General features: G+C 36.6%; 15 protein-coding genes. 10 read left to right on the top strand and 5 right to left on the bottom strand.

What is annotated here, in order from left to right; genetic code table 11:
• Positions 1 to 7: 7 nt before the first annotated feature.
• Positions 8 to 3,445: a pyruvate carboxylase gene (gene pyc, locus MKY09_RS13450; RefSeq protein ID WP_251552952.1), complete on the top strand. Its 3,438-nt coding sequence runs from the start codon at positions 8 to 10 to the stop codon at positions 3,443 to 3,445.
• A 312-nt stretch (positions 3,446 to 3,757) separates the two neighbouring features.
• On the opposite strand, the gene MKY09_RS13445 is transcribed toward pyc, so the two are convergent.
• Entirely contained in the window at positions 3,758 to 4,669 is a 912-nt protein-coding gene (locus tag MKY09_RS13445; RefSeq protein ID WP_298471907.1) for a heme A synthase, read from the bottom strand.
• A 325-nt stretch (positions 4,670 to 4,994) separates the two neighbouring features.
• On the opposite strand from MKY09_RS13445, the gene cyoE reads away from it, so the two are divergent.
• From cyoE to MKY09_RS13410, 7 genes are all read left to right on the top strand, one after another.
• The gene (gene cyoE, locus MKY09_RS13440) at positions 4,995 to 5,918 is read left to right on the top strand and encodes a heme o synthase (protein WP_298471909.1); all 924 of its coding nucleotides are present in this window, start codon (positions 4,995 to 4,997) and stop codon (positions 5,916 to 5,918) included.
• A gap of 97 nt (positions 5,919 to 6,015) precedes the next feature.
• Entirely contained in the window at positions 6,016 to 7,101 is a 1,086-nt protein-coding gene (gene coxB / locus MKY09_RS13435; RefSeq protein ID WP_169358947.1) for a cytochrome c oxidase subunit II, read from the top strand.
• A 33-nt stretch (positions 7,102 to 7,134) separates the two neighbouring features.
• Positions 7,135 to 8,997 (top strand): cytochrome c oxidase subunit I, encoded by a 1,863-nt coding sequence (locus MKY09_RS13430; RefSeq protein WP_298471911.1) that lies wholly within the window; start codon positions 7,135 to 7,137, stop codon positions 8,995 to 8,997.
• Between the two features lies 1 nt (position 8,998).
• Positions 8,999 to 9,625 carry a cytochrome c oxidase subunit 3 gene (locus tag MKY09_RS13425; protein WP_298471913.1) on the top strand — a complete coding sequence of 209 codons (627 nt, stop codon included), beginning with the start codon at positions 8,999 to 9,001 and terminating at the stop codon, positions 9,623 to 9,625.
• Positions 9,625 to 9,960 carry a cytochrome c oxidase subunit IVB gene (gene ctaF / locus MKY09_RS13420; RefSeq protein ID WP_298471915.1) on the top strand — a complete coding sequence of 112 codons (336 nt, stop codon included), beginning with the start codon at positions 9,625 to 9,627 and terminating at the stop codon, positions 9,958 to 9,960. The genes MKY09_RS13425 and ctaF overlap by 1 nt, the downstream gene beginning before the upstream one ends.
• A 374-nt stretch (positions 9,961 to 10,334) precedes the next feature.
• The gene (gene ctaG, locus MKY09_RS13415; RefSeq protein WP_342566868.1) at positions 10,335 to 11,246 is read left to right on the top strand and encodes a cytochrome c oxidase assembly factor CtaG; all 912 of its coding nucleotides are present in this window, start codon (positions 10,335 to 10,337) and stop codon (positions 11,244 to 11,246) included.
• Positions 11,247 to 11,270: 24 nt separating this feature from the next.
• A complete protein-coding gene (locus tag MKY09_RS13410) occupies positions 11,271 to 11,732 on the top strand; it encodes a DUF420 domain-containing protein (protein ID WP_169358952.1) in 462 nt (153 codons plus the stop codon).
• Between the two features lie 157 nt (positions 11,733 to 11,889).
• Here MKY09_RS13410 and ytvI read toward each other — a convergent pair whose 3' ends face one another.
• Both ytvI and MKY09_RS13400 read right to left on the bottom strand, forming a co-directional pair.
• On the bottom strand, positions 11,890 to 12,954 hold the full coding sequence (gene ytvI, locus MKY09_RS13405; protein ID WP_298471919.1) for a sporulation integral membrane protein YtvI: 1,065 nt from the start codon (positions 12,952 to 12,954) through the stop codon (positions 11,890 to 11,892).
• 104 nt (positions 12,955 to 13,058) lie between these two features.
• Positions 13,059 to 13,424, bottom strand: coding sequence for a YugN family protein (locus MKY09_RS13400; RefSeq protein ID WP_169358954.1), 366 nt, complete (start codon positions 13,422 to 13,424; stop codon positions 13,059 to 13,061).
• Between the two features lie 153 nt (positions 13,425 to 13,577).
• On the opposite strand from MKY09_RS13400, the gene MKY09_RS13395 reads away from it, so the two are divergent.
• Positions 13,578 to 14,645: a CAP-associated domain-containing protein gene (locus tag MKY09_RS13395; protein WP_342566867.1), complete on the top strand. Its 1,068-nt coding sequence runs from the start codon at positions 13,578 to 13,580 to the stop codon at positions 14,643 to 14,645.
• Here MKY09_RS13395 and MKY09_RS13390 read toward each other — a convergent pair whose 3' ends face one another.
• Complete coding sequence (locus tag MKY09_RS13390; protein ID WP_342566866.1) at positions 14,646 to 15,377, bottom strand: aspartate kinase; 732 nt, start codon at positions 15,375 to 15,377, stop codon at positions 14,646 to 14,648.
• 108 nt (positions 15,378 to 15,485) lie between these two features.
• Here MKY09_RS13390 and MKY09_RS13385 point away from each other — a divergent pair, with 108 nt between their 5' ends.
• The gene (locus tag MKY09_RS13385; RefSeq protein ID WP_342568250.1) at positions 15,486 to 16,940 is read left to right on the top strand and encodes a UDP-N-acetylmuramoyl-L-alanyl-D-glutamate--2,6-diaminopimelate ligase; all 1,455 of its coding nucleotides are present in this window, start codon (positions 15,486 to 15,488) and stop codon (positions 16,938 to 16,940) included.
• On the opposite strand, the gene MKY09_RS13380 is transcribed toward MKY09_RS13385, so the two are convergent.
• Entirely contained in the window at positions 16,895 to 17,386 is a 492-nt protein-coding gene (locus MKY09_RS13380; protein WP_169358957.1) for a PaaI family thioesterase, read from the bottom strand. The genes MKY09_RS13385 and MKY09_RS13380 overlap by 46 nt on opposite strands.
• Positions 17,387 to 17,401 lie beyond the last annotated feature (15 nt).

The raw sequence follows: 17,401 nt of genomic DNA, 5'->3' as shown, positions 1-17,401 counted from the left end.
CAATGGGATGAATAATATTAAAAAAATAGTAGTAGCAAATAGAGGCGAGATTGCTATTCGTATATTTCGTGCTTGTACCGAGTTAAATTTGCGTACCGTAGCTATTTATTCAAAAGAAGATAGCGGTTCCTTCCACCGCTTTAAATCAGATGAGTCTTACTTGGTGGGTAAAGATAAAAAACCGATCGATGCTTATCTAGACATTGAAGATATTATTCGCATTGCAAAAGAAAGTAAGGCCGATGCTATACATCCAGGCTACGGTTTTCTATCAGAAAACGTAGAGTTCGCAAAAAGATGTGAAGAAGAAGGCATTATTTTTATTGGTCCAACATCTAAGCATTTAGATATGTTTGGAGATAAGGTAAAGGCACGAGAACAAGCTGTAAAAGCTGGAATTCCTGTTATACCGGGAAGTGATGGACCACTAGAAGACTTGGAATCCATTCGTGATTTTGGTAAAAAGCATGGCTACCCTCTAATGATTAAAGCTTCTCTTGGTGGTGGTGGTCGTGGAATGAGAGTAGTACAAACTGAGGAAGATCTTGAGAGCGCTTACGATAGAGCAAAATCAGAAGCAAAAGCGGCTTTTGGCTCTGATGAGGTTTACGTAGAAAAGTGTGTATATGAGCCAAAGCATATTGAGGTTCAAATTTTAGGAGATAAAGAAGGAAACCTAATCCATCTATACGAGCGAGATTGTTCTATTCAACGTAGGCATCAAAAGGTTGTAGAGATTGCTCCTTCCAATTCATTAAGTCCTAAGTTAAGAGATGAAATATGTCAGGCAGCTGTAAAGTTGATGAATAATGTAGGTTATATAAATGCAGGAACTGTAGAATTTTTAGTGACGGATGATGAATATTATTTTATCGAAGTAAACCCACGCATCCAGGTAGAACATACGATTACAGAAATGATCACGGGAATAGATATTGTTCATGCTCAAATAAAAATAGCAGATGGGATCCCTTTAAATGCTCCTGAAATGGGTATACCTGACCAAGCTGACATTCCGTTATTTGGTTTTGCAATTCAATCGCGTGTAACTACTGAGGATCCTTTGAATAATTTCATGCCAGATACTGGTAAATTAGCCGTTTATCGTTCAGGAGGAGGATTTGGGGTCCGTCTAGATGCAGGTAATGGCTTCCAAGGTGCTATTATTTCTCCATATTATGATTCTTTGCTAGTAAAAGTTTCCACATGGGGAATGTCATTTAAAGAAGCAGCAGCTAAAATGGATCGGAATTTACAAGAATTCAGGATCCGTGGTATTAAAACAAACATACCATTCCTAGAAAATGTAGTTAAACACCCTTCGTTCCTGTCAGGGAAATTTAATACAAGTTTTATAGATTCTACACCTGAATTATTCCTGTTTCCTAAAAGAAAGGATAGAGGGACTAAACTATTAAATTACATTGGTAATGTAACGATTAATGGGTTTCCAGGTATAGAGAAAAAGATAAAACCAGAGTTCGGCTCGGTTAGAAAGCCAACTTTCGATTTATCCTCTAACCCACCAGCAGGGACAAAAGATATTTTAGATCAGCGAGGCGTTGATGGTCTGATTCAGTGGGTAAAGGAGCAGAAGGATGTTCTATTGACAGATACGACATTCCGAGATGCCCACCAGTCTTTACTTGCAACTCGAGTGCGCTCTTTCGATATGTTTAATATTGCCAAAGAATCTGCACATGGTATGCATAATCTTTTCTCATATGAAATGTGGGGAGGAGCAACGTTTGATGTAGCTTATCGCTTCTTGAAGGAAAATCCTTGGGACCGCTTGATCAAAATGCGTGAAATGATCCCAAACACTTTATTTCAAATGCTATTCCGAGGAGCAAATGCAGTAGGCTATAAAAACTATCCTGATAATGTGATTCGTGAATTTATAGCAAAATCTGCTGAAGCAGGAGTAGACGTATTCCGAATATTTGATAGCCTTAACTGGATAAAAGGAATGGAAGTAGCGATTGATGCTACGCGTCAATCCGGTAAGATTGCAGAGGCAGCTATTTGTTACACTGGAGACATTTTAAATGACTCTAGAGACAAATATACCGTTCAATACTATAAAGACATGGCAAAAGAGTTAGAGGCTTTAGGGGCTCATATTTTAGCGATTAAGGATATGGCAGGATTGTTAAAACCGGAAGCAGCCTATCGTTTAGTGTCAGAATTAAAAGAAAGCGTAGATATTCCAATCCATCTACATACACATGATACAAGTGGAAATGGTATTTATACTTATGCTAAAGCAATTGATGCTGGAGTAGATATTGTTGATACAGCATTGGGAACTATGGCTGGATTAACATCACAACCTAGTGCTAGTAGCTTAAGCTATGCCATGCAGGGATCTGGTCGCAATGTTATTGGTAATGTCGAAGCATTTGAAAAACTTTCTAGCTACTGGGAAGATGTTCGTAAATATTATCAAGACTTTGAAAGTGGCATGATTAGCCCGCATTCTGAAATATATGTCCATGAGATGCCTGGAGGTCAGTATAGCAATCTTCAGCAGCAAGCGAAGGCTGTAGGACTAGGGGATAGATGGGAAGAAGTAAAATCGATGTATTCACGAGTGAATCTTTTATTTGGAGACATCGTAAAGGTTACCCCTTCGTCTAAAATTGTTGGAGACATGGCTTTATTTATGGTTCAAAATAACCTAGATGAGCTATCCGTTGTTACGAGAGGGAAGAAAATTGACTTTCCAGACTCTGTTATCGAATTTTTTGAAGGATATATCGGACAACCTCATGGTGGTTTCCCTGAAGAGCTTCAAAAAGTGGTTTTAAAGGATCGTGAACCTATTACAGTGAGACCAGGTGAACTATTAGAGCCAGTAGACTTTAATGCGGTTAAAGAGCTTCTATTCAACAAATTAGAGCGTCCGGTAAATAGTCAGGAAATATTAGCCTATACTTTATATCCAAAAGTGTTTGATGAGTACTGTGCAACTGAGAAAAACTTCGGTGACGTTTCGGTTCTTGATACACCTACTTTCTTGTATGGAATGAGACTGGGTGAGGAGATTGAGGTAGAAATAGAGGTTGGTAAAACCTTGATCATTAAACTAGTTTCGATTAGTAAACCAGACAAAGAAGGAAATAGAATTATCTATTTCGAGCTCAACGGCCAGCCACGGGAAATAACTATCCAGGATATGAACATGGAAGTAAGTAGTTTCTCTAAGCTTAAAGCTGAACCGTCTAATGAAAGCCACATTGGTGCTACTATGCCAGGAACTGTATTGAAAGTAGAGGTTGCCACGGGTGATGAAGTAAGACGTGGTCAGCATCTAATTATTACAGAAGCAATGAAAATGGAGACGACCGTCCAAGCACCATTTGATGGTATTGTAAAAGCTATCCATGTAGGAGCAGGAGAAGCAATTGCAACCGGTGATTTATTAATTGAAATGGAAAAATAATAAGTAAAATAGCTCAAAGGTATCAGAGTTAAAATTTATGATATCTAAGACTGTAGGCAAACATCGTGAATTATGGAGTTTGCCTACAGTCTTTTCTTTTAAAAAGGAGATAAAGTTGATTACCAGATGCGAGCGAATCTTATATAGGATATTAAGCAAGCTGGTAAGCTATTGGATTCTTTAGTCCATATATGTCTTTATTGAGTTGACCAATGAAAAAAAACGTAAGCATGCTAGAAGGATACTAGTCTGCTTACGTTTTTTTTAAAAGAAAAGAAGAATCTTACTGCTAAGTCTATTTTACTTCTGTATTTAGTTGCTTGTTTTACTTCTCGATAACAATAATATGAGATAACATAACAAACCAAATAAAAGAGAAATAAATAAAGAATGAAGTAAGGCGATATAAAGGTTTAATTTAGTTAATACTACAACCATACCTGTAACTACCTGGCAGGACACAAGTATGAGGGAAATAATCCAGCCCCAGTAAATCGCACGTTGATCCTTATAGTTCTTGATGACATGAATAGCAATGATTAAAATCCAGATAAAGATTAGGCCGGCAGCTGCTCTGTGCCCCATTTGAACCCATTCATACATATTGGTTGGTAAGGCAAAGCCATCATTGTTACATAGTGGCCAGTCATTACAGATTAAACTTGACTCGGTGTGACGAACTAATGCCCCCGTGTATATAACAATGTAGGAATATAAGGCCACGCCAATGGTATGAAATCTCAGTGTCCTACCGATTTTAATCTTATCAGTATCAAATTTTCTGTCTACCTCGAAAATTAGAAGTGTCAAAAGTAATACTGCTGCAAAGGAAATTAGGGAAATTCCAAAATGAAGTGCGAGGATAAAGTCGCCCTGTCCCCATTTAACTTGAGCGGCTCCGATTAATGCTTGCAACACAAGGAAAAAGAAAGCCATAAAGGATAAGAACTTAGTCTCACGAACATGACCCAATGCGCGCCAAGCCCATACGGATAATGCTACAATTAATATTCCAACTGCCCCTGTAACTAGGCGATGTGAAAACTCAATTAAAACTTCAGCGGTAATTACATCTGGTATAAGCTGTCCATTACAGCCAGGCCAATGTCTACCACAACCCATGCCGCTGTCAGTCTTTGTAACAAGTGCTCCACCTAAAAGAATTAGGAGCATACCAATTGTTGAAGCTACAGCTAGCCATTTTAAATATTTGTTTATATGCAATACGTCACCTACTTTATGTATATATTGCTCGCTTAATAAAAGCGGTATCTGCTACTAGATAATATCGAAACCTGAGCAAAAATACAATGTAAAACAACGAAACACTTAAATAAGACAAACTCTATTCACAAATTGTTCATAAAATCGTTAATTAGTATTCACACATGAGGGGGGCAAATGATTTACTATTGATATGTTCAGTTTAGAAACATAAATTACTAGGTACTATTATGCGAAAATTCTTTTCTGTGTAGAAATATGTTATAGTTTTCGCTATAGTATAAGGTAGCGGAATATGCTTACAACTTTGAAAGGAGGGTGCAGCATGTCAAATGGTCATACTATAACCGCTACGACCAAAACCGACAGAGATCCGGTAACTTCTTCTTTTTTGAAAGACTTCCTTTCATTGATTAAAATTGGAATTGTCAATTCTAATTTAGTTACTACTTTTACAGGTTTATGGTTAGCTTTCCAGTTTACGAATACAAACTTTCTTCACGAGCTAGATTTATTGTTTTTCACGCTTTTTGGTTCCGCGTTAATAATTGCAGGTTCCGCTGCGATGAACAATTTTATCGATCGTGATATCGACCCAGTGATGCAGAGTAAGAAGGGTAGACCAACTGTCACAGGTAGATTTAACCCGACAGCCGTGCTCATTACTTCTTTCACGTTTTTAGTTGTAGGTGAGGCTTTCTTATTTATGGCATCTACTTCCGCAGGTATATGGGGATTAGCTGGTATAATCAGTTATGTCGTTTTGTACTCTATGTGGTCGAAAAGAAAGCATGTCAGTAATACTATTGTGGGTAGTATCTCTGGTGCAATCCCACCGGTAATCGGCTGGGCGGCTGTAGAGCCAGGTTTAAGTTTAGGAGCATTAGGCTTGTTCTTCATTATGTTTGCTTGGCAACCACCTCATTTCTACGCTTTGGCTATGAAACGTGTGGAAGAATACCGTGCAGCTAATATTCCAATGCTACCTGTAGTCAAAGGTTTCAAGCGTACAAAGGTTTCTATGCTACTGTGGGTGATTTTACTATTCCCACTTCCACTATTTTTGATGGAACTAGGAACAGCTTTTGTTGTACTTGCAACAGCGTTAAACATTGGATGGCTAGTTTTAGCTGTTAAAGGATTTAAAGTAGAAGACGATATTAAATGGGCGACTAAAATGTTCGTTTATTCATTGAACTATATGACAATTCTATTTGTATCAATGATTATCTTCTCTATGTTTGTTTAATTTTTGGGATTCTTTCTTAGTCAACAAGAATTCATATAAAAGAACCACAGTCCAAATGTACTTGAAAACAATAATGAAAGAGGGGTTTGATTTAGCTATGATGAAAGGGCTTAAAAAATGGCGACTTTTTTCACTGTTAGCAGCTCTTACGATTTTTCTGTCGGGTTGTGGCGAAGAATATTTATCAACGCTATCACCTGCGGGAGAAGTCGGAAGAGATCAATTTAATCTATTACTACTAGCATCAGCTATTATGGCATTAGTTATTATAGTAGTAGTGATAATTTATGTAATTGCTCTAACGAGATATAGTCGCAAAAAGGTTGGAGAAGATGTGATTCCTAAACAGGTTGAAGGAAGTCACACACTTGAAATTATTTGGACAGTTATTCCAATTATACTTTTAGTTATTCTTGCAATTCCAACTGTTTATTACACGTATAAGCATGCAGATGTTGCAGCTATGGATCAAGTGGATGAAGAAGGAAACAAAACAAACCTAACAGTAAATGTAACTGCAAAGTTATACTGGTGGGAATTTGAGTATCCGGACTTAGGAATAGTAACTGCACAAGAACTAGTTGTTCCTACAGATGAGCAAGTATTCTTCAATTTGAAGGCTGCTGATGTAAAACACTCATTCTGGATTCCATCAATCGGTGGTAAATTAGATACAAACGTTGAAAACGTAAACAAATTCTACCTTGTATTCGATAAAGAATCTGCAGGATTAGAAGATGGAGTTTTCTACGGAAAATGTGCTGAATTATGTGGACCATCCCATGCATTAATGGACTTTAAAGTAAAATCAATGAATCGTGAAGATTTCAATGAGTGGGCAGAAGCAATGAAAACCACTGTACATACTGCAGAAGGGGATCTTGCTCAACAAGGGGAAGAATTATTCCAAACAGCTACTTGTATTGGATGTCACGCAACTGGTGGCGAAGGTATGGCTGGTCAAATGGGACCAAGCTTAGCTACATTTGGAGATCGTAACCGCGTGGCAGGCTTCATGGAACACAATAAAGAAAATATAAAAAAATGGATCAGTGATCCTCAAGAGTATAAACCAGGTAACATCATGCCTGCTGATGAACAATTAAATGGCGGTAAACCATTTACAGACGAGCAATTAGATGCTCTTGCAGAATACTTAATGGGACTATCTATTGAAAAATAATTCCATAGATAAAAATGAGGGAGGTAAAAAGTTGTGAGTTCTATAGCTAAGAAAAAAGGCTTTGGCGCAACTTTATGGGACTATTTGACAACAGTAGACCATAAAAAGATTGCTGTCCTGTATCTCGCTGCCGGTGGTTTGTTCTTCGTAATCGGTGGTATCGAGGCAATGCTTATTCGTATCCAATTGGCTAAACCGGATAACGACTTTGTAAGTGCAGGTCTTTTCAATGAAATTATAACAATGCATGGTACTACGATGATTTTCCTTGCAGCCATGCCGATATTATTTGGTTATATGAATGCCGTCGTGCCACTACAAATCGGTGCACGTGACGTAGCATTCCCGTTCTTAAACGCACTTGGATTTTGGTTATTCTTATTTGGTGGTATCTTCCTAAACCTTTCTTGGTTTATGGGTGGAGCTCCTGATGCTGGTTGGACTTCTTATGCATCACTGTCCTTAGCATCGCCTGGTCACGGTATTGACTTCTATGCACTCGGACTACAAATATCCGGTGCTGGTACGTATATTGCCGGGATTAACTTCCTTGTAACAATTATTAATATGCGTGCGCCTGGTATGACATATATGCGTATGCCATTGTTCACTTGGACTACATTTGTGGCAAGTGCATTAATTTTATTTGCATTCCCACCACTTACAATCGGTCTTTTCTTCCTTATCATCGACCGTATGTTTGGAGGACAATTCTTCAATCATGAAATGGGAGGAAATACAATTATCTGGGAGCATTTATTCTGGATATTTGGACATCCTGAGGTATATATTCTGATTTTACCTGCTTTCGGTATTTTCTCAGAAATCTTCTCATTATTTGCTCGTAAACGTCTATTTGGATATTCATCCATGGTATTTGCGACAGTATTGATCGGATTCTTAGGATTCATGGTTTGGGCCCATCACATGTTTACAGTTGGATTAGGGCCAACAGCTAACGCAATTTTTGCAGTTGCAACAATGGCAATTGCTGTACCAACTGGTATGAAAATATTTAACTGGCTGCTTACAATTTGGGGAGGAAGTATTAAAGTTACAGTTCCGATGCTTTATGCATTAGGATTTATCCCTTCATTCGTAGCAGGTGGTGTAACTGGTGTCATGCAAGCCGCGGCTCCACTTGACTACCAAGTACATGATTCTTACTTTATCGTTGCCCATTTCCATTATGTAATCGTTGGTGGGGTAGTACTTGCTATCTTAGCTGCATTACATTTATATTGGCCTTTAATGTTCAACCAAATGTTAAGTGAAAAATTAGGTAAGTGGACTTTCTGGTTCTTCTTTATCGGTTTCCATCTAACATTCTTTGTTCAGCATTTCTTAGGATTAATGGGTATGCCACGTCGTGTATTCACGTTCGGAGCAGATCAAGGTTGGGATTTATTCAACGCAATCAGTTCCGGTGGTGCCGTATTCATGGCAATCGGTGTAATTATCCTTGTAATTAATATCGTTATCACAATTGTTAAAAACGAAAAAGTTGGAAATGACCCTTGGGAAGATGGACGTACATTGGAGTGGGCTATTCCACAACCAATTCCATTCTACAACTTTAAACAAACTCCACTAGTTCGTGGTTTAGATACTTTCTGGATTGAAAAACAAGAAGGAAACAAAGAAGGCATGACATATGCAGAGCCAATTTCGGATATCCATATGCCTAACAATTCTTTCATTCCTTTCGTAATGACATTAGGTTTATTTATCGCAGCGTTCGGTGCACTTTACAATGGTGAAAAAGATTGGGCTGTTCCAGTATTAGTACTAGGACTTGCAATTACAGTTGCTTCTATGGCTGTTCGTTCATTGAAAGACGACCACGGATATCACATTCATAAAGAAGATTTAATGAATGACAAAGGGGGTAAATAAGATGGACGTGAATAAAAAGTACACCCCACAAACTTGGCCAGATCATCCAGAACAAGCAACAATGGAAGGTAAGAATAAATTCTTAGGTTTCTGGTTGTTCTTAGCCGGTGAAACTGTACTATTTTCTAGTTTGTTTGCAACTTATTTAGCCCTTAAAAATAAAGGGCCAGAGGGTATGGAATTCAGTACAAATACGTTATTTGAATTACCTCTAGTTTTTATCATGACAATGATTCTGTTAACTTCATCGTTAACAAGTGTTTATGCTATGTACCATATGAAAAACCATAATTTCCGCGGTACACAAACTTGGATGGCTATTACTGTATTGTTAGGTCTAGTTTTCCTAGGATTAGAAATTTATGAGTTCAATCACTATGTACATTTAGGATTCCACTATGGACAAAGTGCTTTCTCAACTGCATTCTTTACGTTAGTTGGTACTCACGGTCTTCACGTAGTTATTGGTTTAGGATGGATCATCTTATTACTTCTACGTAATGCTAAACGTGGATTCAACTTATACAATGCACCAAAATATTATACTGCATCTTTATACTGGCACTTTATTGACGTTGTGTGGGTATTCATCTTTACAGTAGTATACTTGATGGGAGTGGTGAACTAATGTCTTCACATGACAATCATGTTTACGTTAGATCTCAAACTGAATTTGAATATTTGAAGCGAAAAAGAAGAGAGAATATGCGTACACAAGTAACGACATTCTCTATCATGATTTTCTTGACGTTAATTTCATTTACAGCAGTAGTAGCAGGTTTTTCAAAATACTACATTATCCCAATCATTTTATTGTTAGCTGCAGTTCAAGTAGTGTTACAACTTTACTACTTTATGCATATGAGTGAAAAAAATCATAACATTCCTGCTTATTTCATCTATTTTGCAGCAATGGTTGGTTTTACATTCCTACTAACTTTCATAACAATTGTTTGGTGGTAATACTAAAAGAGCTAAGATTTTTCTTAGCTCTTTTTTTTTTTAGATAAAATAACTTCATAATTCCTGTTTTAATATAAAAATATGGACTAAATTCAACTTCTGGGATGCTTTACAGGTGCACGTTATGATATATTATCTGCACCAATGGAGGTGACGCCTGTCTCTGAATCATTAATAGAACTGATCCGTGCAATTAACCGGCAGAGAGTGATTCATGAAATTTGATTTCATTATAATCGCCTTTATATCTAAATCAATGTGTGACAGTCTGTCACAAATTTTATAATAGTAATAATTGTCATAGTTCGTTCATTTGATGTTAATTGAACTGCCCTATATAATAGGGGTAGCAACTTAAAAAGGAGCGTATAAGTATGTCTATTAGCATATTCGGCTTCCAAGCTTTATGGAGTCCTATTCTTTTAGGATTATTAGTTTGTATAGCTATTTTATATTTCTTGATTACTGTCAAATGGAGAAATGACTTTAAAGTTTCCGAGCCACTAAAAAGAAAAGAAGCAATTTATTTTATTTCTGGTTTAGTTCTTTTATATATTGTAAAAGGCTCTCCTTTGGATTTAATGGCACATATCATGTTTACATTCCATATGGTTCAGATGGCACTTCTGTTATTACTAGTACCACCCCTACTTATGAAAGGGATTCCATGGTGGGTATGGAAAGTGGTTCTTGAGTTACCGGTATTAAGAAAGCTCATTCCTTTCTTTACAAAGCCACTGTTATCATTAGTATTATTTACTATGACTTTCTCGTTGTATCATATTCCTTTGGTTTTTGATGCTATTAAGATGAACGAGGTTCTTCACGGGGCTTATACTTTAATGCTATTTTTAACGGCTGTCTTTATGTGGTGGTCCATTGTGGACGTGCTGGAGTCGGAAAAAAAATTACATGGCCTAAAGAAAATTGGTTTTATCGTTGCGAGTGCAGTATTAATCACCCCAGCGTGTGCACTAATCATTTTCTCAAATAGTCCAATGTATGACACATATACAGATTCTGATGTTTGGTTAAAGAACATGGAGTTATGTGTACCTACAGATACATTAGCCGGTCTAAACCTATCTGGTCCTGAGTTGTTCTCTAACTTAGATCCACTAGAGGATCAACAGCTGGGCGGAATAGTAATGAAAATTATTCAAGAAATTATATATGCTGCATTCTTATTCTCCATCTTCTTTGCATGGTATAAAAATGAGCAGGATAATGCAGATCAAATAACTCAAAAAGCATTAGACGACTTAAAGGTACAAGCTAAACTATAATTTTTATATATGAGGAGAATGAGAATGAGTGTTCCAGTATTACCTACAATCAGCACATTTTTTATTGTTTTAAGTGCTGTGCTTGTTGCGGTTGGTTGGATTTTAGTTAAGCAGAGAAAAATAGAAGCTCATAAAAAAACAATGTTTGCAGCCGCAATCTCAGCGCTTACGTTTTTCATAATTTATGTGTCTCGAACATTATTTATAGGAAATACAGCCTTTGGTGGGCCGGATGATATTAAAATTTACTATACGGTATTTTTAATATTCCATATTATTTTAGCCACTACTGGGGCAGTATTTGGATTAGTTACAATTTATTTAGGATATAAGAACAATATAAAGAAACACCGTAAGCTTGGACCTATTACTAGTGTTATATGGTTCTTTGTCGCAATCACAGGAGTGGCAGTGTATTCATTGCTTTATATATTCTATAAAGGCGGGGACACTACCTCCGTGTTCAAAGCAATTCTCGGTGGATAATAACTTATGTTCCCTGTAGTAGACTCATTTCTAAGCAATGGAATTTCAATAAGAAATAGAATGACGAGGCTTGGGGTAAAATTAGTCTCAGCAACATAAAAAGGTGAAATTGCGACATGCAATTTCACCTTTTTTGTGTTGTATATTTGTAATCGAATTATAATTTAAAATTTAATCGAATCATGCCCGCTTCTCTTGCGGTTATAAATAATATGACGACCAGTGGCCCGATTAGGAACCCAAGGAAGCCAAACAATTTAGCACCTATAAACATGGCGATAAGAATCGCTAAAGGGGATATACCCATTTGACTACCCATTAACTTAGGCTCTACAGCTCTTCTAATTATAAGTAAAATTATAGCAAGAACCGTGAGCTTTGTGGCGAATACAGTATCACCTACAAGGAATAAATATCCTGCCCATGGAGCTAATACAGCAATCGATCCTAAAATAGGAATAACATCTATGATCCAAATAACTAGAGACATTATGATGGCTATCTTAAATGGAACAATAAATAACAATCCTATTAAAGAAACGCCTAAAATGATGAAGCTAGCTAATATTTGAGCCTTCATAAAACCAATGGTTACTTTCTTTACGCTAGAAGTCATGACGCGTACCTTTTCAGCAGTCCCATCCTTCAGGAAGAAAAAGAATTTTTGGCTTAGGTTTTCTAGGTCTAACATAAATAGAAAAAGAGCAATTATAAAAACTATGAAGTTTATAAGAAACTCAGGAATATTAGTTAGCAGGGCCGAAATATTTGAGTAGCTTAAAAGATCTAGAAGCGCATCCTTCATACTTGTTAAGGTAGCATTAAACTTATCTTGTATGGACTGTACTACTTCAAGAGGTAGCCCTTCGGTATACTGAAAGACGTTATTCTGAATATTTATCCATATCCCAGTCAAACTATTAAGATGATAAGGGATTACTTTTGAAGTATAAAGGAGTTGGCTTATAAGCTTAGTTACAATGAAATATAAGAGGGCCGAAATGATGGTTAGAAAAAAAATGAAGTTGGTAATAACTGCAGGTTTTCGTTTCCATTTAAATACCCTTTGAGTAAACTTTACAACTGGTTCAATAACTATCGCAGTAAGTAACGCTAAAATAATCGGAACTGACACTGGTAGGATGAAAATAGAAATGAACAGAATAAAAATAAATAGGATTATATACTTAATGTTTTCTTTTTTAAACGCTTTTAAAACCATTCTATTTTGCTCCTTTATAGATCGTTCCTTTAAGTATATACAAGGAATACCAGTTTTAACAGATAAAAAAACGTTAGAGAAATTTTTCTCTAACGTTTCATTAGTTAACCTTGGATAGCAAATTCATCTAATTCAGCTTTTAAAGCTGTTAGAGTAGTTACACAAGATTTAACTAGATGGTTCGGGAATACTTCACCTTCACCGTATTCCACACCATGCGGATAATAGTGTTTTCCTAAAACCGGTTTTAAAAGTGTAATGTTAGCTTCGTGTGCACCAACATCTCCTTCTTTTGTAAAACCGAATATACGAAGGTAGAAGATACCCTCTTTAATTTCGAATTTCTTATCGTAAGTCACACGTTCATAATCCCATTGTCCGGCGCGGATTAAACCATGTTTTTTCATTATGTCGTCTAATACATTTAAGTCTAAGACTTTGTCTTCTATACCTGTATTTTCAAAATACATCGAATTGTCCTCCTTCACATTGAAGTTATACTAAGAATCTGTTCTTATTAATATTAATTCAAATTCAAAAATGTTGCAATGACAACATTGTGTATTTGTACATATCCTTGATATACTAATGAAAATGAAGGAACTTCGAAGGAGCCAAAAAAGTTGAAAACTTTATTTCATATTTTAGTTGGCATGGCTATTATATTATTAATATTCATATATTTTGATTCACCAGTTCGAGAAAACGATTTAATAACAGGTTCAAATAATAACGGCCAGCTAATTCCAGTTGAAAGAGAAGAAGTAGTCGAAACCGTTAGTATATTCACAAGGCCGAAGGAGGGAATCTCCACTTTAATAGGAAAGTCAGTAAAGGAAGTGAGGACCCTTTATGGAAATCCAGCTAGAATTGACCCTTCCATTTATGGATATGAATGGTGGGTATATAATAAGACTTTCTCCGACTATATGTTAATAGGAGTTAAAGAAGACAAAGTAACACAGGCATTTGCAATAGGAAATCATGTTGATACTTCCCCTTACAAGATTGGTCAGTCTCTTGAAGACATCTACCGGTTCACACTAGTGCAATCCGAAGTAACAATGAATATTGGCGACAACACATATATATTTTCCTTAAACGAAAATGATATTAAAACTAGACTGCTGGTTCAATTTGATGATTTGTTCGCGATGCTCTATATTGATCAAAAGGATCAACAGCTAGAGGCTGTCAGATTTAGTGACTCACAAACTCTTCTCCTGCATAAACCGTATGATATCTTATATAGTGGGGAAGTCATTGAATCTAAAACACCATCTTCCAATCTTCAAGTAAAGGCGGATAGAGCTACTGCTATCCAAGTTGTGGAGATAACAAATATTTTAAGGCTTCGACATGGGTTACGTGTTTTAGAATCAGACGTTAACCTCCAGAACTTGGCTGATATGCACAGTGAAGAGATGGCAAAGAATAATATTGTTACAAACGATAACTTTGAGATACCAAGGTTTAAAGATAAGCTTAAAGAAGCATCACTGGATTTTAATCGCGCTGGTGGTAATACTGCTGCTTTTTACTTTGATGCTGGAGAAGCTGTGAATGGTTGGTTGAATTCCCCAGACCATCGACAAACTTTATTAGGTAGGTCATATACTCATACCGGTGTAGGAGTCTACAGTAATTACTATACGCAAAACTTTATTGAGAAAAAAGATAATCTAGAATAATTATAGATGAACAAAAGTACCATTTGTTTCTTCGTACAAAGAGCGAATATGAAGTGGGACACCATGAAGGGCAGCAAAATTTGCTGCTCTTTTTTGTATGACTTCTACAGGTTCATTTATTTTAAGTTGAAGCTCATCATACGTCATATGGGATATTAATTCCACTTCGCTATTAGTAGAAGGATCTGCTGACATCACTCCTGGCACATTCTTGTAAAATTCTACAACATCTGCTTTTAAATAATAGCCATATACGACAGCCGTTAAATCACTTCCACCTCTTCCAAGGGTAGTAAAATTGTTACTACCTTCTGTAACTCCTTGAAACCCAGGAACTACGATGCATGGGTAGTCCTCAAATGTTTTTAAAATTTGTGTGGTGTCTACCTTATCTATATTTGCATTGCCAAATTCTTCGTTAGTAATAATCCCAGCATTTTTACCATACAAAATAGTTGAATGAACACCATTTTGTTTCAATTCTGCTACTAGTACAGATGCACTAATGAGCTCTCCACATGCAGAAAGTAAATCTGTCTCTACACTGTGTGGCGAGCTTGGTATAAGGTCAAGCAATGTATCGGTAGAGTAATGTTGACCTCTTCTTCCCATGGCGGATACAACAACTAACACTTTCTTATGGGCAGTGATTGCTTTTTGGATTCTTTCGATGACTAATTGTCTATTCGAAGTATCCTGCATCGCAATTCCTCCATATTTTTGCACAATCATATTTTCAACCACTCTTTTCGTGACATTTCAAACACTCCGTTCATAAAATACAAGGAATTCATTTTACTGTATGCGATTTAACAAGAATGGTGTAGGGAGTGAGCTACTATTTATCCAATAAAAGAGCTATTAGAGGGTCTGGAATATAAGATATTTGGAGATTTAAATGGTATAACGGTTCATCGTTTTATAGATCATTCCAAACAAATACAGCTTGGAGATGTATTTGTCTGGGAATCCAACAATCGTACCTTTGTAGAAGAAGCAATCCAAAGAGGGGCTAATCTAGTCATTACTCAGCATTATATTCCAGACTGTAGTGTTCCACAAATCGTTCTTCCATCTGATATGTTTTTGCTAAAAGACAAGATTGCGTATTTAACCTATAAAAAATATGGACAAAAAATAAAGACAGTAGGCATTACAGGTACCAATGGTAAAACTACCGTTGCTTCTTTTATTGGGCAGCTATTGAAGCAACAACAGAAGTCAGTATGTGTAATTGGTACTCTAGGGGTCTATGTGAATGGTGAAAAATTGGAAAGACAATTTAGAAACAATACCACTCTACCTTTTTATGATTTCATACAGGTAGTGAGGTATTGTTATGACTATGATGTGGAATACATCGTATTAGAAGCCTCTTCTCAAGGCTTGTTGGATAATCGATTAGGAAGTTATCCAATGGACGTAGCTGTATTTTTAAATATTGGAAAAGACCATCTAGAGTTTCATGGCGGCATGGTGCCATATAAAAAATCTAAGGAGCTACTCATTCCATTGGCGAGAAAGCTAGTAGTTAATAATAATGATGAATGGTGTCGTTCAGTTGCACAAAAAGCATATATACCAACAATACGATTCGGAAATCAGAAAGGTAACGATGTAATTTTTAGTAATGAAAAATATTTAAATGAAGAAGTTAAGTATGAATATGAAGTAAATGGAAAAGAGACGTCTGTCATCATGAGGAATAGTGGATATCATAATGGGATGAATTTAGCTGCTGCACTTGGTGCAATGTTAGGGCTTGGCCTCCCATGTGAGATGATCTATCCAGTAAATTTACCGGCTGGAAGGCTACAAAGGGTACAGAATAATAAGGGGATTGAAGTATTGATAGACTACGCACATACACCTGATGCATTAGAAGCTTGTTTGTCTTCTATTACAGTTTATGCGAAGAAAAATATATTCGTTGTCTTTGGGTGTGGAGGAAATCGTGATAAGCAAAAGAGAAAATGGATGGGAGAAGTAGCTTCCAAATATGCTACTAAGGCAATTATCACTTCTGATAACCCACGAAATGAGGAACCAGAAGCAATTATCGCAGAGATTATTCAAGGGATAGACCCTAGCAAGGTAATGGTGGAAGCTAATCGAAGAAATGCAATTCGCTTGGCATTAGCTACCGCTCAAGAAGGAGACGTCGTTCTAATAGCGGGAAAAGGGCATGAAAAAGAACAAATTATTAAAGAAGTTGTTTTACCCTTTTCTGATCTTGAAGTAGTTCAGTCTTATTTTGATGAAGGTGTAATAACAAAAAATGATCCGGTTGCATGAGCAATCTTTTTCCCATCCGGTTGGGTAACCGTGCATTCCATTACTAGCGTTTGTCTTCCTTTATGTAAGTACGTAGATGTAGCAATCAGTTGCTTTTCGGATGAAGCTTTTATGTAGTTAATCGTCATATTAGTTGTAACGGCACCTTTTCCTTCTGGATGAAGGTCTTTGTTCACTAAAAATCCCATAGCATTATCGACCAAAGTTGCAATGACACCACCATGAGGCATATCAAAGCTGTTATGAATTAGTGGGGTAACAGGAAGTGTTACAATACATTGGTTGTCCTCAAAACGAGTGTCCATTTGAAACGTCGCATTTAGGTATGTAGGGGCAAGTCCTTCTTGTTTCTTTTTTAATCCGGTAAGGAAGTCTGTCAGTAAGCCTTTTTCCGTTTCTGAGGCTTCTTTTGTAACTTGTTCAAATAGAGTTTGTAAATTTTCCATAGAAATTCTCCTAAC

It is taken from the genome of Psychrobacillus sp. FSL K6-4046 (assembly GCF_038624605.1).
In the GTDB taxonomy this organism is placed as follows: Bacteria; Bacillota; Bacilli; order Bacillales_A; family Planococcaceae; genus Psychrobacillus.
Note: the sequence above shows the minus strand (reverse complement) of the source record. Positions and strands in the feature narration are given on the sequence as shown.